At 35.8% G+C, this 24,720-nt stretch carries 11 protein-coding genes and 1 pseudogene; 2 read left to right on the top strand and 10 right to left on the bottom strand.

Features of this window, described 5'->3' with window-relative positions; translation table 11 throughout:
- Window positions 1–77 precede the first annotated feature (77 nt).
- Together IPK91_12865 and IPK91_12860 are read left to right on the top strand one after the other, a co-directional pair.
- Window positions 78–2,891, top strand: coding sequence for a 5'-nucleotidase C-terminal domain-containing protein (locus tag IPK91_12865; protein MBK8298142.1), 2,814 nt, complete (start codon window positions 78–80; stop codon window positions 2,889–2,891).
- An 86-nt stretch (window positions 2,892–2,977) separates the two neighbouring features.
- Window positions 2,978–4,756 carry a right-handed parallel beta-helix repeat-containing protein gene (locus IPK91_12860; protein ID MBK8298141.1) on the top strand — a complete coding sequence of 593 codons (1,779 nt, stop codon included), beginning with the start codon at window positions 2,978–2,980 and terminating at the stop codon, window positions 4,754–4,756.
- A gap of 292 nt (window positions 4,757–5,048) precedes the next feature.
- On the opposite strand, the gene recQ is transcribed toward IPK91_12860, so the two are convergent.
- The 10 genes and pseudogenes from recQ to IPK91_12810 all read right to left on the bottom strand — a co-directional run bounded on the left by recQ (window position 5,049) and on the right by IPK91_12810 (window position 24,518).
- Window positions 5,049–7,397 carry a DNA helicase RecQ gene (recQ, locus tag IPK91_12855; protein ID MBK8298140.1) on the bottom strand — a complete coding sequence of 783 codons (2,349 nt, stop codon included), beginning with the start codon at window positions 7,395–7,397 and terminating at the stop codon, window positions 5,049–5,051.
- A gap of 199 nt (window positions 7,398–7,596) precedes the next feature.
- A complete protein-coding gene (locus IPK91_12850; GenBank protein MBK8298139.1) occupies window positions 7,597–9,963 on the bottom strand; it encodes a hypothetical protein in 2,367 nt (788 codons plus the stop codon).
- A gap of 145 nt (window positions 9,964–10,108) precedes the next feature.
- A pseudogene (locus tag IPK91_12845) lies at window positions 10,109–12,485 on the bottom strand (glycosyltransferase).
- Window positions 12,463–13,518, bottom strand: a complete 1,056-nt coding sequence (locus tag IPK91_12840; GenBank protein MBK8298138.1) for a pesticidal protein Cry7Aa — start codon at window positions 13,516–13,518, stop codon at window positions 12,463–12,465. The pseudogene IPK91_12845 and the gene IPK91_12840 overlap by 23 nt, the downstream one beginning before the upstream one ends.
- Before the next feature lie 236 nt (window positions 13,519–13,754).
- On the bottom strand, window positions 13,755–13,925 hold the full coding sequence (locus IPK91_12835; protein MBK8298137.1) for a hypothetical protein: 171 nt from the start codon (window positions 13,923–13,925) through the stop codon (window positions 13,755–13,757).
- A gap of 529 nt (window positions 13,926–14,454) precedes the next feature.
- A complete protein-coding gene (locus IPK91_12830; GenBank protein MBK8298136.1) occupies window positions 14,455–15,585 on the bottom strand; it encodes a T9SS type A sorting domain-containing protein in 1,131 nt (376 codons plus the stop codon).
- A gap of 7 nt (window positions 15,586–15,592) precedes the next feature.
- The gene (locus tag IPK91_12825; GenBank protein ID MBK8298135.1) at window positions 15,593–18,556 is read right to left on the bottom strand and encodes a hypothetical protein; all 2,964 of its coding nucleotides are present in this window, start codon (window positions 18,554–18,556) and stop codon (window positions 15,593–15,595) included.
- A gap of 25 nt (window positions 18,557–18,581) precedes the next feature.
- Window positions 18,582–19,994, bottom strand: coding sequence for a hypothetical protein (locus tag IPK91_12820; GenBank protein ID MBK8298134.1), 1,413 nt, complete (start codon window positions 19,992–19,994; stop codon window positions 18,582–18,584).
- Window positions 19,995–20,020: 26 nt separating this feature from the next.
- Complete coding sequence (locus IPK91_12815) at window positions 20,021–21,232, bottom strand: beta-lactamase family protein (protein MBK8298133.1); 1,212 nt, start codon at window positions 21,230–21,232, stop codon at window positions 20,021–20,023.
- 262 nt (window positions 21,233–21,494) lie between these two features.
- Window positions 21,495–24,518 carry a histidine kinase gene (locus tag IPK91_12810; protein MBK8298132.1) on the bottom strand — a complete coding sequence of 1,008 codons (3,024 nt, stop codon included), beginning with the start codon at window positions 24,516–24,518 and terminating at the stop codon, window positions 21,495–21,497.
- Window positions 24,519–24,720: the final 202 nt, after the last annotated feature.

The following is a 24,720-nucleotide window of genomic DNA, read 5'->3' as shown; positions in this document are numbered from 1 at the left end:
CAATGCAGTTATACCTGCGATTTTATTATTTGAATAGAATCCCATCCATTATTTCATATTTGTAGCATTTAGAATGCATGGAGCAATCAGATAAAGACAAGGTTTATATTGAAATGATTAACCGACTAAGCAATTTAGTTGGTTTACTCAGCATTGCTTTAATCGCTGCCATTTTAATAATAATTTTTGGACCCCCAGGATTTATTAAAACAACAAAGCTTACAAATTCCAACTCCACTAATTCTGTAAATGCAACAAATGGAAGTCCATCCGTTCAAAAGCCAATGGATAAAAATAAAATTTGGATGGCTCCTGATTTGGATGCCGTTCCAGATTCAGAAGGAAAAGCGATGCTTGAATATGGTCGCGATCTCATTGCAAATACTGCTAAATACTTAGGTCCAAATGGCAGCGTTGCAAAACTTAGCAATGGAATGAATTGTCAAAATTGTCATTTGGAAGCCGGCACAAAACCTTTCGGAAATAATTACAGTGGCGTGGCTTCCACCTATCCAAAATTCAGAGAGCGTTCCGGTAGCATTGAAACAATTTACAAACGGGTCAATGACTGCATCGAACGAAGTCTCAATGGAATTGCACTGGATACTTTAAGTAAAGAAATGCAAGCCATCAAATCATACATTGAATGGTTGGGTAATGAAGTACCTAAAGGTGAAAAACCAAAAGGTTCTGGCATTGTAGATTTACCATACCTGAAAAGAGCCGCGGACCCCCTGAAAGGTAAAACTGCTTATCAAAAGCATTGTACCAGTTGTCATACTGATACGGGTGTAGGAAAATTAAATGCCGATGGCATCACGTATCAGTATCCACCACTTTGGGGTGCTAACAGTTATAACACCGGCGCAGGTCTATATCGTCTTTCAAGATTTGCCGGATACATCAAACAAAATATGCCTTTTGGCGCCAGTTATCAAAATATCATTCTTAGCGATGAAGAAGCCTGGGACATAGCGGCCTATGTAAATTCACAAGATCGCCCTCAGAAAGATTTAAAAATGGATTGGCCTAAACTTTCTGGTAAGCCCGTTGACCATCCTTTCGGTCCTTATGCGGATCTGTTTTCAGAACAGCAACATAAATACGGACCTTTTGAACCAATTGCTGCTGCAAAAAATCTGCTAAAAAGTAACATGACAAAACACAATACCCATTGTAAGTGTGGTTTCAATGAGATGCTATCACAAGAAGGTATTTCCAGAAAAGAATTTCTTAAAACAATTGGTACAGCTGGCATTGGATTGGGTATAGCTCCGATTTCTTCAATGGCGCTTTGGGAAGATGGAAAGACAGAAGAAATTTTAAAATCCAAATTAATTGAATCTGGTAAAGTGCAACACATCAGTTTACTACATACAACTGATTTACATGGTCAATTGCACGTACACGATGAATTTTTTGTGGAAAAGGATCAGGTAGTTTTTAAAAAACGTGGAGGATTTGCGCACCTTAAAACCTTGATTTCAGAATTAAGAATGCAAAATCCAAATTCACTCTTGATTGATGGTGGAGATTGTTTTCAAGGCAGCGGGGTTGCATCACTATCTGAAGGAAAAGCATTGATACCTTTAATGAATCTATTAAACTATGATCTGGTACTTCCCGGAAATTGGGAAGTTGCTTATGGCAAACAAATGTTGTTACATGATCTTGGCGGATATAATGCTCGCAAAGTTTGTACTAATATGTTTCATGATGTTACAAATCCGGAGTTTCTGTTTCCTCCTTATCAAATATTTTATATCGCAGGTGTTAAAATGGGATTCATCGGATACAATGATCCTTTGACACCAACCAGACAACCTCCTGCATATAGTTATGGAATAAAATTCATAAAGCCGGAAATCAATATCAGCAAGTATATAAAAATTTTACGCGATCAGGAAAACTGCAAGCTGATCTTTGTACTTACTCATATGGGATTGACCCAACAAATACATCTTGCTTCTCAGGAATATACTGAAGGGGTGCATTATATATTGGGTGCTGACACACACGAACGCATTCGCCAGCCCTTACAAGCAAAGTATGCCAAAGTAACTGAACCCGGTGCATTTGGCTCGTTCTTAGGTAAATTGGATTTAATATTGGAGGATGGAATCCTTAAAGAAGAATCCTATCAATTGATTGAAGTAGATCCGGAAAAATATAAAGCCGATGAAGAAATGGCAACCATGATCCAAGAAGTAAGCAAACCATATCAACAAAAATTAAATCGGGTCATTGGCAAAACCAAAACACCGCTCATTCGATACTACATCCTGGAAACTCCCATGGATAATATGATAACAGATGCATTGATGTGGAAGTTTAATCCGGACATAGCGGTTTCTAATGGATTTAGATTTTGTCCGCCTTTGAATCCGGATGCATCCGGAACAGCAAATATCACTGTTGACTTTCTTTATTGCATGTTGCCGAGTAATAATAATTTAATTATTGCTGAAGTAAGTGGTCAGCAAATTATGGATTGGTTGGAAAAGGAATTGGAAAATGTATTTGCATCCGATCCAGCAAAACGTTTTGGTGGGTGGTTGGTTCGTTTTCAAGGTATGAAAATTAATTTCACCATTGCTCGTGAATATGGTAAACGCGTGAATGAAATTTTAATAAAAGGCAAAAAAATTGACCTAAACAAAAACTATCAAATTGTATCTTGTGAACGAGAGGGTGATCCTAAAAATTTGATTTGTAGAATTAAAAATGTAACTAAAATAAACCGATTGCCCAATTTAATTCACGATGTGATGGAGGAATATTTAGCTAAACATTCTCCTGTATCCCCCAAATTAGAAGGGCGGGCAACTGCGACAGATGCTCCTGCAAATTTACTGACACAGGCAAATGGTTTAAATTATGAGTTTAGATAGTATCCCAATACCTCATTAAATAAAATCTCAAGTTTGTTTCATAAATTCACAATTGAATTTGCTAATATTCTAAAGTATTTTTAAAAATGAAACTAAGTAACATCCTGATCGTTTTCCTGACTTTATATTCCATTAGAATCCATTCCACCAATTATTTTATCTCCGAAAGTCTCGGAAATGATTCTTGGAGTGGCAGGCTGTCTCTTCCGAATGCTAGTAATACAGATGGTCCTAAAAAAAGCCTGAATGCATTCAATACGCTTTTAAATACAATTGCAAGACCAGGGGATAGTATTTTTTTAAAACGAGGCGATCAATGGTCAGGGACTACTGGGATCACTGCAAATGCTGCACAAGGCACTGTAAATGCGTACATTTTTATTGGATCTTATGGTCAAGGGAACAAGCCAAGAATTAATAAATCTGGAACTGGTGAAATATTGTTATGCCGAGGATCGGCCAATGCGGCTGCGTCGTATTTGAAGTTTCAAGATTTGGCCTTGGTAAGTGCTTCTGCTGTTGGAAACCGGCCTGTTGGTGTTTATATTAATGAAAGCTTTTACAGCCTTAAACCGCATCACATCATTCTAGATGGTTTGTATATTTCAGGTTGTCAAAGTGGAATGATTTTATATCAAAACAATATTATTGTTGAAAATTGCCTGCTCGAAAAAAATGGCAATGACAACCAAGGACAAGGAATTTTCTGTTCAGCTACGGATGTTCAATTTAAAAGCAATGTACTGGACAGCAATGGCTGTGGCAGTGTGTTTGTTCACAGCATCTACATCAGCCAATCCAAAAATATTTTGTTCGAAGACAATGAAATTAAAAATGCGGATGATGGACTAAAACTCCGTGCTTCTGAAAATCTTATTATACGCAATAATCGCATTCACAATACATACATCCATACCATGCATGTAGGCGGAGACCAATCTTCTGGTACAAAAAACGTAATTATCGAAGGCAATCTAATTTATGATGCTCCACAAGGTTTGCGAATTAGTTCAGAATCTGGTACCCAAACCTTGCTTAGTGAAAACATCATGGTGCGGAACAACATTTTTCCGGCCCAAGTTTTTATATCAGACAATGGTCCGGTAAAAGATATTTATTTTTTCAATAATTTAATTCATACAGGTGCTAATCAACCCTTTTTGTTTCTGACAAATGCAATCAATCCGATTAACTTGCAAATTATAAATAACATTTTTTATAAAACAACTGCTACGGTTGTTCACAGCTTGCTTGGCTTTATTTCAACTACAGGACTTAATGGCATTACCCTCGACAACAATCTCTATTATTATCCTGCTGGCGGCAGAAATATTCTAAATATTGGTAGCAATTATTATACTTCTTTGGCTACGTTCCGAACGAATCATCCAACGCATGAACTAAACGGAGTTCAAGGTAATCCAAACTTTGTTTCTGCATTCGATTTTCATTTAACAAGTTCAAGTAATCTAGCAATTGATAAGGGGAAATTTTTAACAGGAAGTGTTTCCACTGATTTCGATGGGCGCATAAGACCTATAGATGGGGATGGTGATGGATTGGCAATTGCAGATATCGGCCCCTACGAATATTGCTGTGCCGTTGCAACGAAACCCGATCTAATTAAACAAGATAAATCCTATGTGTATCCGAATCCTTCTCGGAATCAAATTACTTTAATTTCCGCCCAAGGCATTCCTGACAAAATTATTCTAAAGGATCTATCAGGAGATGTATTAATTGAAACTAATCCTTCTAAGCAACAAACCAATTTAAATGTTTCGTTTCTAAACAAAGGTGTCTATATAATTCAAGTGCATAATAGATCAAAATCTATTGAATCCATAAAGTTTGTGAAATATTAAAAATAATTATTGCCACGAATGCACGCATTAAGGACGAATTGAAAAAAGAATAGTTGCCACGAATGCACGAATTGAGGACGAATGAAAGAAAGAATAGTTGCCACGAATGCACAAATTAAGGACGAATGAAAGAAAGAAAAGTTGCCACGAATGCACGCATTAAGGACGAATGAATAAGGATTTGCAATGGTTTAATTACGATTTAAATTCGTAATTGATCATTCGTAATTTGTAATTGATTTTTATTCGTGACAACTCCTAACTTATTTTATTAAAATACAAAATCACTTCTTCAGCTTTTAAACTGCGATTTGATATTCGTTTCATTGCGTTGTAAAATTGTTTCCAATAATTTTAAATCATTGGTTTTTGAACAAAGTTCCAATAGTATATCGTTTTCTTCTTCACTCCAAAACTCATAGGCACGGGGAAATTCCTTGCGTTGCTTTAATATATATTCATTATCAATTGAATCAGAGGGCCTGCTATTATCAAAACCTGCAACCGTATCCTTATAAGATTGAATTTGATCCGATGTGAGTTCGTTTTTTATTGGAAAGGCAAAGTAATTAGCCGCTTCGATTTCTGATGGGGTTCCAGTTTCAATCTGATTACTTTTAAAATAGGATTGAAGTTTGGGTCCAATCATTTTATAATTAGCTTGATTTTTTAACAAACCATAAAAACTGATATCACGCAAAGCTTCCGGATAGCTGTCTTGCTTAGTGGCTAAAAGTAAATTTCCAATTGTAGTATGCGAAATCCGGACTGGATACTTGCTGAGCTCACCAATATAATTTGCAATTTTAGCATCGCTTAGGAATTCATTTATATCTGGTTCCATTTCTACTTGAGAAAGAGCTAGTTTTTGCCTGATCAATTTTTCAAATAAATGTCCGTATTTTAAATATTTTGTATAGGAGACACCGGAAATATTGATCATTTGTTCACGGTTTACTGGTTTTTGATCAACCATTTCCAACAAGCTGCTATCATGGAATATCAAATAAGGTGGTAACGCTTCCCGTTCTGCAATTTGTTTTCGAAGTAAACGAAGCTCTGAAAATAAATCCGTTTCTCCAGAACTTGTGCTGGTTTCTTTTTTTACAAAACTTCTTTTTGGTTTCACTAATTCTTCAGCCAATTCGATGCTGGCTTCACCGCTGACAATTCGTTTACCATAATCACTTACTTTCAAAACAAATCCTTCATCATAAGCCATTTCAAAAACGCCGGTTTGTAAAAGTTGAAGGATATAAGATTGCCAAACTTCATAAGAATATTCTCTTCCTGCTCCATGCGTTTTAATTTTATTATACCCGGCGGATACTAAATCTGCATTCATCGAGCCCCGCAAAATATCTATCAACATCCGGATTCCTACAGCCTCTTTGGCCCTTAACAATGCTGATATGGCCTTTTGTGCAAGCTGTGTTTTATCCACATAGTTGGGTGGGTTATCGCAGATATCACAGGAATTGCAATTGTGATTGTAATTTTCTCCAAAATAACTCAACAAAATTTTTCGTCTGCAAACCCGAGCTTCAGCATACTGTTGCATGCGTTTTAGTTTTTCGAGATTGAGTTCTGCCTGACCACTTTCTGAAGCAAATTTATTGAGCATCATGAGATCAGAAATGTTGTAGTATAAAATGGTTTTGGCGGGAGCTCCATCCCTACCTGCACGTCCGATTTCCTGATAATACCCTTCCATATTTTTAGGAAGGTTGTAATGAATAATCCACCGTACATTGGATTTATCAATCCCCATACCAAAGGCTATGGTAGCACAAATGACTTTTGTTTTGTCATAAATAAAATCTTCCTGAACCTTTGACCGTTCTACAGAAGTCATGCCTGCATGATAGTGATCGGCAGGGATTCCTTGGTTACGCAGAAAATTGCATATAGATTCTGTACTCTTTCTGGAAAGGCAATACACGATGCCACATTGTTGGTCATGTGCTTGAATGAATGCAAGAATTTCATCTTGTTTTTGAGCAGCTTTCACCTGGCTTCTAACAGATAAATGAAAATTAGGTCTATCAAAAGATGAGACAAATAATTCCGGATCAATCAATTCAAGTTGATTTACAATGTCTCTCCGGGTCACTTTATCCGCTGTGGCTGTCAATGCAATTATGGGGATTGCATTCAATTGTTTTCTTAGATTTTTTAATTGGGCATATTCCGGTCTAAAGTCATGTCCCCATTGCGAAATACAATGGGCTTCATCGATTGCAATCATGGAGATCGGAAGTTGTTTAAGAAAATTTCCGCTAAGACTTAAGGCTTTTTCAGGCGACAGATATAGTAATTTAACTTGTTCATTTTGGCATTTACCGATCATCTCAGCTTCTTCTGAAACGGTCATGCTGCTATTAATAAAACCTGCCGAAATTCCATTGGCTGCCAATGCCTCAACCTGGTCTTTCATTAAGGAGATTAAAGGAGAAATAACCAATGCCATTCCCGGTTTTATAAGTGCAGGAATTTGAAAACAAACAGATTTCCCGCCTCCGGTAGGCATTAAAACCAATACATCTTTATTCAAGAGCACGCTATCAATGATTTCCTCTTGCTGGGGTCGGAATTGGCTATAACCAAAATATTGCTTTAGTAATGTTAAAGCTGTGGACATGATTTTTATGTGTTCAAAGCACAAAATTAATTTTTAATAACAAGTTTAAAGGCTGAATTTATTAAAAGCGGGGTTTAAATTAGTAAGGTCCGAAGTATTCTTATTTAAAGGCAGCTCAATCGCCCACTCTGCATTTATTTGTATTTATAGATTCAAAGCTGAAAATCCTCTTTAATTAATTATTGAAACGTTTCAATCGTTAATAAGACAACCACCTGCCGGTTTTTAAATAATTCTCAGATTTTAATTGCCAAATCAAAGTTCCAGGGATTTGGCTTGAAAAATCTATTTCAATATGTGAGATCCCAGCGGATATATGGTCTATTGTTTTACTAAATACGGTTTCACCAAATAGATTCCTAAATAGAATTTCCACATGCTTCAAATCTTTTTTGAAATTCGTTGTAATTGTAAGAGACGTCTGAACAGTTCCCGGATTTGGAAAGAGTATAACTTCAGGTTCTTTTGATTTCTCTACATATGTATTGAAGGTTGGAATTTCTTTATCTACTGGAAATTTATTAAAACATAAAGCACCCAATAGATTTTGATTCATCAAATAAGGTCCTTGATAAACGGCATTAAAATCATGGTAATAGACTTCCGGTAAATACGTTATGGTTTTTACCTGCCCTGGAATTTTTAGTTCCAGTATTAACTTGTTTCCATCAACACGCAACTGTTTAATTTGCTTCCACTGATCATCCAATGCAAAATAATCTTTTAATGCAATTGGAGTGCCATTGACCAGGGTATCTGAAGGTAGAACCAAACTTGCTTGCTCTTTACTAAATTCCAGGCTAATTTCTGAAAAATCCTGTTTACTAAAATAGGCTTTTAAAATGTTTGGTGGATACAATTCAGCCCGATCGATTCCCTGATAAAAATCTTTTTGCACAAGTGGAAATATTGTCTTCGCTAAACGAAGGTATCCATCCAGGGTATAATGACATCCATCGTGACCAGGCAAACCCATGGTACTGATCAATTCGATATTTGGAAACGTTTCAGGCAATCTTCGTTGAATTTCCCGTAATGCCGCATGATCGCCGGCACCGCACCCATGATGTATTTGCACTACATAGATTTTTTGGACATTTGGAAAATCAAGTTTCCAATCATCGTGTAATGCTTTAAAATTTTCAAAATAAAGGGCGCTGCCATTGCTTTCACCTTGATACCAAAAAATTGCTTTTACCGCATTTGTTAAATTGGATTTTTTTGCTCTGTATAATAAACTGCCATAAATGTTTACTGGAAGTGCAGGCTGGATATCATCCCGTTGGTGTTGTTGAATAGAAGTTCCTCCAACACCCCCATTTAAAATACAAACAGGTATTTTATAATTTTCTACGATGGACTTTGCCAGGTCCATACCCCAAGCTCCAATGTCGGGACCTCCTCCATAACCAACTGCCGATGCAATCGTCCAGTTTGTATCAGATTTATTCAGAGAATAATTTTTACCAAAGGTTCGAATAAACGAATTCGTATATGGATTCCCACCAAATATGCTGTTGGATTGACCTGAAACAATGTATACATCGCCTGCAATTAAATTAACTCTTCGTGCAAGCAGACTGTCCTTTGCATCTTGTGTCAATTTAATTTCAATCGCATAATTTGCTAATTCGGCTTTAATTTTTGTGCTAAATAAAAAATTTGCTTTCCTCGTAGTATCAAATTGCAATCGTTGGCTTGTTTTAGATACGAGTGTTTGATCTCTATATAGTAACAACTGGATTGAATCAAAACCCGCCTGGATTGTGATTCCAGCAACCTGTATGGTAGCTTCATCATTTGAATCTCTAGGATAAAATTGATAATCCTGAGGTATTTGTGAAAAACTTGTATCCGGAGGTGGAGGATCTTTAATTGAATATTTTTGCTTCAAATCGGTTTCTAATTTTTTTCGTTCAGTATGGTCCAAATATCGGTCGTACAATTGGATTTCCGAAATATCTCCATTAAAGTAATACCCTGCCTGATATGCTGAAAGATAAATCGTATTATCAGAATTTCCGGGACAATACGAAGAGTCTTCATAAATGCCATTCAAAACCAGTTTGCCAATTTGTGACTTGTTGTTGTATTGTGCTAGAATTAAAACCGGTTCCAAACCCGGATCAAAACTAGAACTAACCTGATTGTTAAAATCTCCATTGTGTAAAATTTTTGTACTGGTGTTTCCTGCCATCCATAGGGTATGCGTGGTTCCGCCCAATATATTATTGGAAGGACCATTCGCCTTGCATACAACTGCAATGGTATAATCTTTATTGACTGGAAACAGGGAAGGCATGTTCATATAGGTCGAACTGCCATTAAATCGGATGGTAGGCTTGTTGCCAAATCCTGAAGGGATCCATTCCGGCTGATTTAGAACTGTGTTTTGGATTGCTTTTACTTGACTTATGGGATCTAACCATTCCGTTACGTTTCCATTTTGTCTGGTAATTCCCTTGCTAGCATCCAAATGAAACAATGGAGCGAGTAATTGAGCCTGCAATGCTATGGATAGCAGTTGGATTAAAAAAATCAGAGAATAATTTATTGACTTTAGCATCCGAATAATTGAATAATCTTCAAATATAAGCTAAGTCAATAATATTTTAAACTTCAAATAAATTTGCTTAATTCAATTGGAAAAGGCAAGCCCGGAGTTTTATTTTCATCCGGTGGCTATTGAACTTTCGAGTAATTCGTCTAGGTTATTCCGAATCGCTAAAATTTTGGATTGTCATACGAGCCATTAAATAACTAACTGTAGATTCTGCACCCTGATTTAAATTGACATGGTTCTCTTCAAGGCCATCGAAACAACCTCCCGTGCAGGGATTGTAAATGATCTGATTGAGGTGATTTTTTCCAAGGAACCAACTAAATGCACTCTTCATTTTGTGTAAATATTCCGGGTCTTCAAAAACATTGTAAAATTTCTCAAGCGCAAGAATTGTATAAGCAACATCAATCGGTTGTTCTCCATGGGTTGCTGTTTGTTGACCTTTGTGAAGCCAACTGGTATTGGATATCACTTTGATAGAATCATTTTCAAATAACAGTGAAAGTAAAGTCAAATGATTGCTTTGCAATCGTTTTATAATCTGCATTCTTAGTTTCCAACCAGGCACAAAGGAGCGCTTCCGGTAAAATGCTGTTTGCATACGTAAGGTAAGACTCAAACCAATTCCAACTTGCTTCTGATTCATGTCGGTACATTTGAACCAAGCGATCTGCAAGCAATTGAATGGTTGTTGTAATATCGTTTGATTTTACCCGTTGATTCCAGTAATAAAGTCCTTTTATACTAAAAGCCATTGCCCTGGGAGAATGCATCTTTTGGATTAATGGAATTGCCTTTAAAATGATTTGGTCTGCTGATTTGACGAGTGACTCAGGCAGAACAGATTCCAATGATTTTACAAAACCCAAAGCCCAGATTGCCCTGCCAGTTGCATCGGATAGATTTATTTCTTCATTTTGACTTGTAAACTGCTGATTTTTGTCCACATAATTTTGAAACACTCCTTCATTGCTAAAGCAGAATTTTATAAAATTTAAATAGATTTCAATGTAATTTAAATCAGCCGGATTTTTAGTTGAATTATAATTCATGCTCATAGCAACTAAAGCTCTTGCATTATCGTCTAGTGTAAATCCTGATTCAATATCTGGCTTATTGATTTTAGAAAACTGGATCATACCAAATTCTGTTGTGAGTTTTTTTACATGATCCAGATTTATTTTTGGTATCCTAAATTCCAACTCTAAAATGGGTTGTAGTGACGGATCTGTTATATTCTTACCTATCTCAAGGAGGGATTTAGGCAATACTTTGATTTTTTTACCAACTGTTTTTTGAAATAATCTACCATAAGAAATTGCTGCATTATCCCAATTTGTTGGTACTATGCGTTGAAGGGTATTTGAACTAAAGTTTTTCCGAAGCAACTCATCTTTCAATAAAAAATTTACAGCCTGTGCTAATTGCACATTACTTTGAAAGTCAATAATAATTCCTGTATCCTCTCTTAATACTTCCATAGCATGCGGAATTGGAGTAGATACAATTGGGCAAGCGCAACTCATCGCATATGAAAAGGTTCCACTTACAGCTTGTTCAGGATCTTTTGAAGTAAAAAGATAAATATCCGTTAATTGAAGATATTCCAACAATTGCTGCAAAGGAAGGTAGCTATTAATGAATTTCACATGAGCTTCCAAACCCAAATCGATTACTTTTTGTTCAAGTGAATTTCTGTATTTCTCTCCTTCAGATTGAATGACACCAGGATGTGTTTTTCCAATTGCTAAAAAAACGACATCTGGATTATATTTTATAATTTCCGGAAGTGCATTTAATGTGGTTTCAATTCCTTTGCCAGAGCTAATCAATCCAAAAGTACTCAATACTTTTTTCCCTTTTAGCTTGTATTTTGTCTTTAATAAATCTTTACTTAAGTGCGGGACCAAATGCGTTCCATGTTCAATTACATTTATTTTCCGCTCCGAAACCTTATAATCCTGGTGCAGCACTTTCGCTGAATTATTTGTCATCACAACGATAGATTTACAGATTGCTGCAATGCGCTGAACGCTGAGTCTCAATTTTTCGGATGGCCTTGGCAGGACGGTATGAAATACTATGATAATTGGTTTATTTAAACTGTACATAAATTGTAATAAATCCATTTCGCCGACCCCTTGGAAAAAACCAAATTCATGTTGAAGCATTACCAGATGAATTCGATCATTGGAATTTAGTTGCTTAGCAAGTGATTCATAATTTTCAGCATCGCTTGTGTTCAATTTATAGCGAACCTCTTCAGAATATTTGAAATCATTAAAACCATCTTGCAAAGCACAAATGCTAATTGTAAATGAGTTGCTGAATTTATTGATAATGGACTTAACTAAATCCTGAGAATACGTCGCAATTCCACATTCTCTCGGAGGATAAGAAGAGATACAGACAATTTCTGGTAAAATCACCTTTTGAAGTACCGGTATTGGCTCAATGAAATCAGGTAATTGCGTAAAATTAGTTTCAATCAACTTGGTCTCACTAAATGAGTTTTGCGATTTCATGTGTAGTTTTGTTTAATAGGAGTTCATTTAAAAGTTCATCAAGATTAACCGATGCACAAGCAATGCGCTCATCAGCGGCACCATAATATATGTACAGGGTATTGTCAAACAGGACACACCCAGTTGGAAAACAAACATTATTTACTTCCCCTTTTAATTCCCAATCATGTTCGGGTTTAAATAAAGGATATGGCAAGCGGGCAATTTCAATTTTTGGATTATTTAAATCAAGTAGTGCAGCACAGGCTGTGTACACATAACCTTTATTGGTGTCGTGAACTCCATGATAAATTAGCAACCAACCCTCTGTGGTTTCAATGGGTGGACAACCTCCTCCTATATAACTTACTTCATGTTTGTATTTTGAGCGAAGAACAATATTATCATTTAAATTGATAAAATAATTTTCCCAAAATTCATGGGTCAAATCTGATAGTTCATTAATACTAACAATTTGAATATCCGGTCGAACCCGGTGGATAAATACCAACTGACCTCGAATGCGTCGCGGAAAGAACATAACATTTTTATCCCAAAGCAATGTGCCTTTCTCTACAACAGTACCTGTATGATAATTTTCATTGTAACGAGCATATTTTTCATTTATTTTTCCTTTACAAGTTGCGAGGTGCCTAAATTCATCATAATTGAATTGAGGTACAATTAATCCATATTTTGTAAATTGCTTTAAATCTTTAGAAGTGGCTAATGAACCCAATGCATTCACACCATTATATGCTGTGTAACATAAATAATAGGTATCCTCAATTTTAGAAATTCTAGGATCTTCAATTCCATGCGACTCTGCTTCTGATTGAGGATACAATAGAGGCGAATCTAAACGTTCCACTACTGTGAGCGGTCCATTTAACATGCAATATCCAATACTGGAATAATTTCCCTTGCTAACGGCTCTATAAAACATGTGAACGTTTTCACCGACTCGTATTGCAGCAGGATTTAAAACGCCTTCGTTTTCAAAACCTAAGCTGGTTTTATTTAAAAGGACGCCGTGTTTTGTTAATTGGACCATTTATGGGTGTTGTATTTATAAATTTTTTCTCGACTACATTCATAAGAATGTCAAGAAGCTCTGATAGCATCCTAAAATTTCAGATACGTATTCAGTCGAATTTTTATTAATTCCTAAAGATAGGTTCCAACAATAAACAAGACAATCAGTATAAAACCATTACTTTAACTGGAATGTTGGAAAGCTATAATAAATTGTTTGTGTCCAATTTAACTTGCTAAAATCAAAAACAAAGATTATTTCTTAGATCCTGATTTTTGATCATTCTTAGGAATAAAAGCATCAACAACAGGTGATTTACTCAATCCTTTGCCCTCAGATTTATAATCTGATAACACTTTACCTTTACCAGAAGATTTGTCTGCCGGCAATTTTTTAACATTTTTAGTACCTTTATCTTTACTCATAAATTCAATTTTAAACTCATTAAATTCTATCCTGCTGATTTTAAATAAAGAAAAACGCTCTATAAAGTTTGCCGATAGCTAAAACCTAAGACAGGAATTTCTGTTTATGATGTGGACTTAAATCAGATTTAGGGTAAAAGAATGGATTCGAAAAAGCCCCATCATATCTATTTATTCTAACAGTACTATTCAACTTTTAGTTGCATTTATTAGAATATATCGGCAAGTTAACAAAATAATCCCAATTAAGCAAGTAGTTTGTTGAATTATTTCCATTAGAACTTCTCTAAAAACGGCTTAGACAGGAATTTATATTATCTCACTCCAATAATATTACTGTATATAAGGTATTAAAATTAATTTGTAAAAGGAATTAATTGGGGTTTTGTAAAAGCAATCCTTTAATAACTGAATGCCCGTATTTAAATAGATTCAAGCACTTGTAAATTTTAGTTAAAGTAAAAGCGTCTTTGCAATGCAAAGACGCTTTTACATAAGATTGCACTTTATTCTTTAAAACTTACATATTTTAATGAACTTGCAATTTCAAAATCTTATTGCACCCTTCGTCAAAGGTTAATTGAATCAGGTATAAGCCTGGTAAAAATTCACTTGTATTTAATTGCATTCTTTGTGCCCCCACCTTTACAAAAATTGGATTGCTTTTTATTTGTTTGCCAACAGCATTTAAAATTTGAATCCTACCCTTTGCCTCGCGGTTAACGGTTAGTTCTATCCAAACTTGCTCATTTTGTTTGATTGGATTCGGACTTAGTTGGGCTTCCAACTTAAATTGGTCTGCATCATTTTTACTCACATACACTCTCTGCTCGAAAATAGGATCCGTACCAATTCCTGGTGTTGGATCGCTCATGGTAAACCACTCCAATTTTGATAAATTGTTTGATTGCAAATAATTAAGTGTTTGATCTTTTGATGTATAGCCTCTGTTAATCCAATTTGCTGCATCGATACTGCTCCAGATTTGCAATACGGATTCATCAATCCCGGCCAATTCTTCATCGAAATATGCAAATCGCATCAGACCGTTGAAATTTTCACCATTGTTTGATTCAATTGCATAATTTCTTTTAATGCTAAAGGGCAAGCCTCCTTGTGATTGAATTTTATGTCCACGCAAGATGCTTACAGTTCCCATATCGGCACTTGACGTAACACTCAAACCTAGATTTCCAGGATTTTGCAAATTGGGATTATTCATAATCACGTTTATAGCTGCAAATCCTCCATTATCTCCAACAAGCCGACTGGTTCCTTTTTCTCCGATCAACAAGGCCAAAGGAGCCAACTCAAGGATGTGTCCATTTAAATCTACATTTCCAGATTGAAAAATTAGTTTATCCTGAATCGTAAGATCATTTATCATTTTTAAGCTTGCAGCAGGTTTATTCATAGTGAGTTGTTTAAAATTCAGTACCCCTGTGCCACCGATAGTTGTATTTAAATTCCCACTTTCCGTCAACAATGCATTAGTAAAGTTGACATTGATACTGGAATTGCTCAAATTGCAATTTTCAAATACAAGCACTGCATTATTCGCTGTGGTAATAGAAGTGCCCGATAGAATCACAATGTTTTGTTGTGCGTTTAATTTATAAATTGCAAGAAGTAATATAAAACTTAGCAATACGTTTTTCATTTTAATTTTATTTTGTCGGATTAAGAATTTTAGAATTTAAATCCTGCCAATGTACTAACACGTCATTATGGAAAAGCAAAACAGTACATTGTTGATCCATTAATTCAGGGATATTCAATGGTGCAAGATTTTTTCCTACTGCAGATCCTCTCCATAATGCTCTGTTCATTGTACCCTCTTTATTTGTTAACACCAGACTGACTTCGCCTTCCTTAACAATTTCAATTTTAAAGTTTACCAGAGTTTCTTTTTTAGACCAATTTCGAATATAGGCAAATGGAAATTCCATATTATTTTCCTTAGGTAGCAATGCAGTTCGGTAAGATGCTAAATTTAAATCTCCGGTATTTGTCCTTTTAAATAATGTTGGAATACCACTGTTACAAGGACCATTATAAATTTTTAATTCACTAGCATTGCCACCTTCAAAACCTTCTTTCAAATCCACCCGATCGCCCGCTCTGTAAAACACTTCCGTACCTGCTCCACCCATACTTTTACCAGTTGTAGAAATTTTACCAGATGCTTCATAAAATTTCTGACCGTTTTGAGTTCCAGAAATGTCTAAATTAGTTGGACAATCACTATACAACTCACTACGCCAAGCGCTGCGTCCAAATGTAGATGCGTACACATAATTATTCGCTGTAATAATTAAATCTGTAACAGGTACTCTTGGAAGGCCATTATAAAAAGGTTTCCAATCTGCCCAACCAGCACCCCGATAAAATACACCGTCATCACCTCCTGCGTATAAATTCCCGTTTGCATCAACCACCAAACTATTAATTGGTAGGTTAGGTAATGAGCCAGTAATATTATCCCAAAATAAACCTCCTGTATTGCTATAAAAAACTTTTAATCCATCATAGAATCCTCCCATGCTTACCCAAACCCTGTCGTGATCTGTAGGGTGCACTGCAATACAGGTGATGCGAACATTTAAGGTGTCCATGTCTGGAAAGCCAAATTTATTATCTAATCGAGTCCAATCACCATCTCCATCGTATCGGTGTATTTTACCACCTTTTGCTTTAAAAGCCGATTTCTCACCGGCAACATACAAACGACTTGTATTGGACGGTGCTTGGCGTATATACCAACTCGCAGGTATATTGTAAGTTGTAATATCATCTATGCCATCCAGATCATAAAAATGGATTTGAGCCTTACCAGGATTTCCAATAAATACTAGATCATCATCTGATAAATGTTTGGCCATGGATGGAAAAAAGTTAGGGGCAAAATTCATTAATTCTTTATCGGTAAGACCTTCTGTATAATATTTATATACTGTACTATTAACCACACCAAAAAACCGATTATTGGTATTATCAAAAAAATCCATATCAAATCCATCTCCACCTACAGATTGAGTAAAATCAGAATTGTCACTATATCTTGTATGGATACCATTGTCTTGATTTCCAAACATAAACTGCGTACTGCTGCCATCTAATTTAGACATATGGAAAATCTGAGCTGTTGCCAAGCCGTTGAATCGGCGACTCCAGGATGCTCCATCATTTGTACTCATATAGACTCCACCATCCGTACAAGCATACAATTTATTATCTAAAGGATTATATTCAACAGCATGTACATCTGGATGAATATAATCATCTCGTTCCGAAGCTATACCGTCTTCATAACGCGTAATTTGACCAATGCTGTTTCCACCATTCCCAGATTTAAATACGACTAAACCACCGGTGATAATAATATCTGCATCAGAAGGTTTTACTGTTATGCAATTATCATAACTCGATTGATCACCACTTTTATCTTCACTATTATAATAGATATCTGGACTGTTATTTTTCCGTTTGAAGTTTTTTCCTTCATCCGTACTCACAAAACAACCGGTATATTTCCCTCCCGGAAGGCTACCCGGCCCGCATATCAGACAAACTTTATCGTCATTTGCCGGAGAGACCCCTATGCTGCACCTATTGGCATTGTCTATTGATTTATCAAAGTTTGCAGCCATCCAAGAAGCACCACTATTGGTAGAATAAAAGAATGTCATTTTATCGTCAACGATACCTACACAATAAGCGATGCTTCCATCATTTGGTTTAAATTTGACATCATGATAAACATCATTTGTAGAAGTTCTTGTCCAATTAGCTCCGCCATCAGTCGTGCGAAATACACCTTTGCTTGTAGCCGCAAGTAACATTGATGGATTAGACGGATTCTGCACCAACTGATAGCCAACATATTTACCAGGCGTTGTCAATTGTCCGGTAAGTTTCCAATTTTTACCATTATCAGTAGATTTAAATACACCCTGACTGCTATGGGCATAACCAGAGTTGCCTACATTGCAACATCCAGCATTATCCCCATTTCCAGTAAGAATATAAATTGTAGTTGGGCTATTATAATCTACAACAATCCCGCTCACACCCATCAAAGGCAAATGATCCGTAAGACAGGAATAGGTACTACCACCATTTGTCGTTCTCCAAAGTCCTCCTTCACCACTAGCGACATAATAAATGTCAGCATCGGTGGGATGGAAAACGATGCGATCCATTCTACCAACCCCAATTTGGCGTTGATGTCCATAATGTACATTCGTTGGTCCTACTAATTCCCAATTTCCGGTACTGGCAATTGATTGTTGTAGGTTTTTTATAGGCTCCTGATCCCGTGTACTGTTTTTTTGCCACATTGAATTTATATCTACCAATTCCCCATTGGGTCCTGTTCGACTTGACATAAAATAAGCCCACCGATTCCATTGCTTCAATGATCGTTTTACTTTCCTGTCAATTTTTGATTGTATTGTACTATCTAATGCTTCACCCAACTTGAAACCATAATAATTATAAACAGTTTCCATGATGCCTTGCAAAGAATTTTTATCTGACAGTTCCATTTTTAATGCTTGTGGAATGGTTGCAGGTTGTGCAAATACACAAGTAGAATAAATGAATACCATAAAGAATAATATCTTTTTCATTTTTATGAATTTGAGTGTTAACCCATTATTTGTTCGTTGATAATTTTTGTACTTCTTTTTGCAGGTGTTCGATTTGCTCTTGAGCTTTAATTAAATGCAAAGTGAGTTCTTCAATTTTTTCCATCATCAACGTTTGCATTTTTCCTACTGGGATGCCTTCCTTTTCAATTTCAGCTGCGGCTGGAATTCCAGGCAAGCGATTGTTTCTTGAGATAAACGCTTTCGTTTCTGCAAGTGACAATAAGTGATAGTCTGATTTAAATACGTAGTCCGGCCATGCAGTGCTGTTTTGAATGCGCATTTCTTCCGCAATCACTCTTCCATTTATACTGAGTCGATAGCCATTTGCAACTTGCGAACTTCCGATGGCCACATTGCCATTATTGTCAACAAAAACGCGATCCGTTCCGCCTGTACGTATAATAAATTTTCCATCAGAATTGGAGAATGGATTTCCTATTTTTAAATCATTTCCGGCGACTTGAACAAATCCTTTATCAACCCCGGCATTTTGAAAAAATATAGTAGGCGATTCATCATTTAAAACCAAAACAGGATCGGAAGTATTTAATGCGTTGATTTCCAGTTTGGCTTTTGCTGAATCTGTACCAATGCCAACACGACTCAGGATACCTACATTTCCAGGAATACGAGTATAACCATTACTCCACACAAAAACGCGATCCACGCCACCTGTGCGAATGATGAATTGTCCTAATGAATTTTCGAAATTTGTTCCAATTTTTAAGTCGTGATTTGAAACTTGCAGAAATCCCTTATTAATGACCCCGCTGTTACCCCCTGAATTACTCAATTGAATCGTAGGATTTTCATCTAACAACATCATGGTAGTTGCATTTGTATTGAGTGCATTTACTTCTACAAAGGCATTGGTAGGAGTTAGTGTACCAAAACCTACGTTTCCTTTGTTTGTAACCAATGAATATTTGTTTGTTGAACTAAAATAACCTCCTATTCCGTCTAGTCCAGTACCTTTAATACCATAGGATCCTAGAATTGTAGCATCGCCATGCACCCCTGCGCCTCCATTGCTTCCAACAGAAGTTTTACCAAAAATACCTGTACCCGCATTTCCAATATTCCAAACGCTAAATGCTGGAATATTTGGTGCATTAACCTGTCCATCATAAGGCAATGCAAATCCGGATCCACTTCCAACTTTAACCCAAGCATTGTTGGTACGGATATAAGTAGCTTTATCCGTTGTATTATAAATCATCAAGCCCTCCGCCGGACTGGCTATGGCATTCATGTTGGCAGTCGTCATACGTGGCATTAACAAGCCGCGCGTGGTGCCTCCGTCTAATTCCAAAATAGCAGATGCATGTGGATTGGTTGCTGCTCCTCCAATTTTAACTTGAGCTTGAAGTATTGAAAAACTAATCAAGCAAAACAAAAAGATAACGATGGTTTTCATATAAATTCAATTTTAAGTTTAAACAATTAATTTGTGGCGGCATCAAATGCATTTGTTATCAGCGATGGGGATTCAGCAAGATTACTATAAGGACAATTTGACACTACGATAACCTGGGTTCCACCAAAATCTATCAGCATTTCCTCCGAACGTGCGCTGCCATTTTTAGCATAATAGGGTCCATATTTTCCTGAAAGTGCCCAATCAAATCCCAATAATTCTTTTTTCATGGTTGAATATAAATTTTTTGAAATTATTTTACCGTTGGCAGTTGCATTAATCATTTGCGCATATTCAATTGCACTTATATATAAACCGCCAGGACCGGATTCATAATACTTCTGATTTGGATCGCTTCCTTTTTCATTCAGATTCGCTGTTTCATAATATTTACATCCTTGTGTAAATGGAATAGGACCATAATTATCCCAGGGTTGAAAATCTACCCGCTCCCAATACGTTAATCCACTGGGTTTAAAAACATAGGCTCTCATATATGCTCTAAAGTTATAGGCGAGTATTTCTTTTAAAGCATTGGTATCTTTCTCCGCATTTTTTAATTGACTCAATACATTTGGATTTTCAAGTTTACCGATCATATAAGCAACCAGGTAATGTGGTAAAAAGTAATTTATATTATCATAAACCCGTGTACCAAATGCTACCTGAATGTTATTAATACCTCCCTCAACTGTTTTTTTCATATGTGCATACTTATTTCCATATTTTAGCAGGCCAGCTTTATGAGCTAACAGTTGACGAAAACTTAAATTTTTAAAATTTACATCTGGATTCCAATTGGATGGTAGATACTTATATAGTTTTTCATCCAATGTTTTACCATTTCGCTCCAGTATTTTAGCAACCAAGATTGCTGTAGCATATTTTGATGTACTGGCAAGTCCTTGTCTTTGATTTGCACTGTGTGCACGTTGAGGCGCATCGATGGGTCTTCTCAACCAACCAAGACCGCCTGTTCCTTTGTAATAAACCTGATTGTTATGAAATATGGTATAACCAAGTCCTGAAACTTTTCCATTGAATGCATTTTCAATGCCGGTTGCAAACTTGTCTACATTTAAGGTGTAAAGCGCTATGGCTCCATTGTCCCGGTCATCCAGAGAAACCGGATCTGTAGAAAGTACTGTGGAAGATTCATCTTTTTGACAAGCCGTTAAAACTAACAAACAGCTTAATCCCATCAGTAACTTTAGATTTTTTAAATGTTGAATTTTCATTTTTTTTTTATTGAATTAATTTTGATGGGACAAATGTAAATACCTACATAAAGGTTCTATGGGTCAATTAACAAAACTGCATTTTCATTTAACGAATGCTGAATTTTATTTTAGGAGTGCTTTCTCTTAAAATTAAATGAATGTTAAGCAATGTATTATATCAGATAATACAAAATCAAATTGTGGAGACAATTCATATTTAATTTATCCAGATTCGCGTGGACAACAATGAAATAAAATAGCTTTTGATACAGACTCAATTCTAAAAAGCCAAACTCATTGCAATGGGTATTTCTATTAAAGTCCCGGATGCGTTCCCATCTATATCTTTGAGATCGGAAATCTTAACGACACCATTAAATTTATGCTCTAGATTATACATTTCAATACGCTTTAGCGTAATTTCTAACCCGTGTGATTTTTGATGACTCTGTTGTGGCCGAAGTTTCTTTGCAGCATCTCTGCCAATTCCATTGTCTTCAATCCTGCATAATAGATGATTGTCTTCTGTTTTTATAGAAATGGATAACAAACCTTTTTCCTTCAATGGAAGTAAAACATGCAGAATCGAATTTTCAACCAAGGGTTGAATAATCAATGATGGGAATTCAATAGCATCCGTATAAATATCAGGTGCAATATTAATTTGGTATTCAAATCTTGATTCAAATCGTGTGCTTTCAATTTGAATGTAAAGTTCAAGTGCCTCCAATTCTTCTTTAAGAGAAATTCGTTTTTCTCTGGAATGATTCAAGATCATTCGAATGAGTTTCGAAAATTTACTGATCATTAAACCGGCATTGGCCCGATCATTTTTTTGGACAAAAGCATTAATTGTATTGAGGCAATTAAATATAAAATGCGGGTTCATTTGAGTTCGCAAGGCACTGTTTTCAAGTTCATGGATTTTAATTTCAAATTCCGAACGAAGACGTTCCTCACGTTGCATCGTCTGCAATTTAAATTGAAAAAACCAATAGATAAGTCCGGAAATTAAACCAAAAAGTAAAAATGCAAATAACTTTGTTTTCCAAAATGGCGGTTGGATATGTATAGACAATTTTTGTTTACCCTCTACCCAATTTTTAGTAATATTCCGAACCCTAAACTTTAAGGTATAATTACCAGGATCTACATTCGTATAAAAACCCATTCGATCATTGCTCATATCGATCCAGTTTTTATCAAAACCTTCCAATTTATAAGAATATTTCAGATCTTTACGTTCGCAAAAATCAAATGCACTTAGTTGAAAAGAAAAATAGTTTTGGTTGTATTTTAAATATAGCGTACAACTGTCTTCAAGACAAAGTGGAATCGGATTTTCATTTGTTATTGTAAAGGATATTATTCTAGGATCGTATTGCTTGGGTTCATCCTTAAAATGTTCAGGATTAATTTCATAAATACCATCGGTGCAACCCAAATACAAATTTCCATTGGAGGCTCGTGTCAATGTATTGCCATTGAGTTGCTTTCGAAAAAAGCCATCGGCCTCAGTGAGATATTGAATTATTCCTGTTTCTAAATTAAGCCTCCCTACTCTCCGGCTACTTGCTACCCACATGTCGCTCCCAACTCGCTGAAATCCGGTTAATGAAAAACGATCCTCTGTATTGATTTCCATTTTGTAAAGATGAAAACTGCTATCCGGTTTCATTAATAACAATCCTTGAGTAGTTGCAAACCATAAATTTCCAAATGTATCTTGTTCCATTTTACTTACGCGAATACCTGGAAACTTTTTGTTTAGAAAATTTGTTTTGCGAGTTATTTTGTTTCTGGTATGGTCATAAATACTAAAATCATTATTACCATGTAGTATCAATATACTGTCGTTTCCCAAATTATGGATATACCTTGCATCAACATATTTATAAAGGGTGTCGGTTGAATTCAAATTTGTTTTATTGGTCAAATGGTTCGGATCTAACAAACTAAATTTTCCAATCCCAAGATTTAAAAATTTGCCATCAGACAAGGTAATAGACTGAGAAATAAAAACATTTGGGTAATTAATTTTACCAAATTCACCACGGAAATAATTATGCGTAAATTGGTCTCCTTTACTCCACACCATGATACCAAGACCTAGTGTCCCAAACCACAAGTTATTTTTACGATCGAATCCAACTGAATAGACTCCTTTTAGAAAATTGGTTCCTTTATTATTGGCATCACCTGGATAATTTGTAAACGTTTTCGAATTGAGATCAAATAAACTAAATCCTTTTGTTTGACCAATAATTAGTGTTTGTGGATTCCATTCACTAATGCTATTTACATTTGAACTTTGAAGTTTCGTAGATTGAAAATCATTTTGATTATAAAAAAAAACACGATTTTGCGAAGGGTTCAACTTAAAAACACCTTGACTACCTGTACCTATCCATAAATTATTTTGATTGTCTTGAAATACACAATTTACTGAACCGGTTTCCAAACCATAAGGCATTTGTGCGCTGTTTAAATAGCTAATAATTGTATCTTTTGCTACAAGGTATTCACATAGTCCAAAATGAGTTGAAGCTATCCAAATTCTATCTTGTTTGTCCCGGTAAATTTTTGGAACGGTATTCCAGCGAACCGTTTTTGAATCATAAAATGGACCGGGAATGCTTCGAATTGCACCCGTGCGCATATTGTAAGATTTAACTCCCAAACTTAAAAAGCTGATCAACAATTCCTCATTGCCAATAGGCTCTATATCATACATCAATACATCCCAGTAACACGCTTCCTGATCTTCATAAATAATCATTTTACAATTTAAATGAATCAGGTCGAGCTCATAGAACCCTCTCTTTTCGGTAGTAACATACAAGGTTTTCTTGTCTTTAAAATACAGCCCTCTGACTGCGCTCAGTTCTTTTGGCCTCTTAAAAACGGAAGTAATCGAACTCCAGGAATTTAAGGAAGCATTAAATTTATAAATGCCATTTGAGCCTCCAACATATAAATTGCCGTCTGGATCTTCAGTGATTACTCTAATAAAACCCATTCTATGGCCCGAAATGGAATCCATGCGAAGGAATACCCCGTTGGTATAGTCAATTTTTGCAATCCCATTTGTTGTACCAATCCATAAATCACCTTTGCTGTCTTTGAACATACTGTAAATTCCGTTTGATGGAATACTTTGCCTGGTGGTATCATAAATAAATTGCTTTATGGTATATCCATCATACCGATTTAAGCCATACGTTGTAGCAAACCACATGTACCCATACTTATCCTGCACAATATCCTGTACCCTTAGATCTGATAGCCCGTCAGTCAGAATCAAATTTTCAGATTGAAAACAGGATTGACTCCTGCAAACAACAAAGGAATGGAGCGCAATCAGAACCCTACAGATTAATTTATAGTTCATTACTGTACAAAGGTATAAATTCGGTATACATCTGCTAAAAAGCAGGTTAAGCCAAATGATGGTTTTATTAACTTGAAAGGCTCATTCATTAAAGAGCTCAAATTCATGAAGAGGA

It is taken from the genome of Saprospiraceae bacterium (assembly GCA_016712145.1).
GTDB lineage: Bacteria > Bacteroidota > Bacteroidia > Chitinophagales > Saprospiraceae > Vicinibacter.
Note: the sequence above shows the minus strand (reverse complement) of the source record. Positions and strands in the feature narration are given on the sequence as shown.

What these genes read in the sequence shown, in the direction of transcription:
- IPK91_12865 (MBK8298142.1), top strand. Translation starts at nt 78, where the DNA reads ATGGAGCAATCAGATAAAGACAAGGTTTATATTGAAATGATTAACCGA.
- IPK91_12860 (MBK8298141.1), top strand. Translation starts at nt 2,978, where the DNA reads ATGAAACTAAGTAACATCCTGATCGTTTTCCTGACTTTATATTCCATT.
- recQ (MBK8298140.1), bottom strand. Translation starts at nt 7,397, where the DNA reads ATGTCCACAGCTTTAACATTACTAAAGCAATATTTTGGTTATAGCCAA.
- IPK91_12850 (MBK8298139.1), bottom strand. Translation starts at nt 9,963, where the DNA reads ATGCTAAAGTCAATAAATTATTCTCTGATTTTTTTAATCCAACTGCTA.
- IPK91_12840 (MBK8298138.1), bottom strand. Translation starts at nt 13,518, where the DNA reads ATGGTCCAATTAACAAAACACGGCGTCCTTTTAAATAAAACCAGCTTA.
- IPK91_12835 (MBK8298137.1), bottom strand. Translation starts at nt 13,925, where the DNA reads ATGAGTAAAGATAAAGGTACTAAAAATGTTAAAAAATTGCCGGCAGAC.
- IPK91_12830 (MBK8298136.1), bottom strand. Translation starts at nt 15,585, where the DNA reads ATGAAAAACGTATTGCTAAGTTTTATATTACTTCTTGCAATTTATAAA.
- IPK91_12825 (MBK8298135.1), bottom strand. Translation starts at nt 18,556, where the DNA reads ATGAAAAAGATATTATTCTTTATGGTATTCATTTATTCTACTTGTGTA.
- IPK91_12820 (MBK8298134.1), bottom strand. Translation starts at nt 19,994, where the DNA reads ATGAAAACCATCGTTATCTTTTTGTTTTGCTTGATTAGTTTTTCAATA.
- IPK91_12815 (MBK8298133.1), bottom strand. Translation starts at nt 21,232, where the DNA reads ATGAAAATTCAACATTTAAAAAATCTAAAGTTACTGATGGGATTAAGC.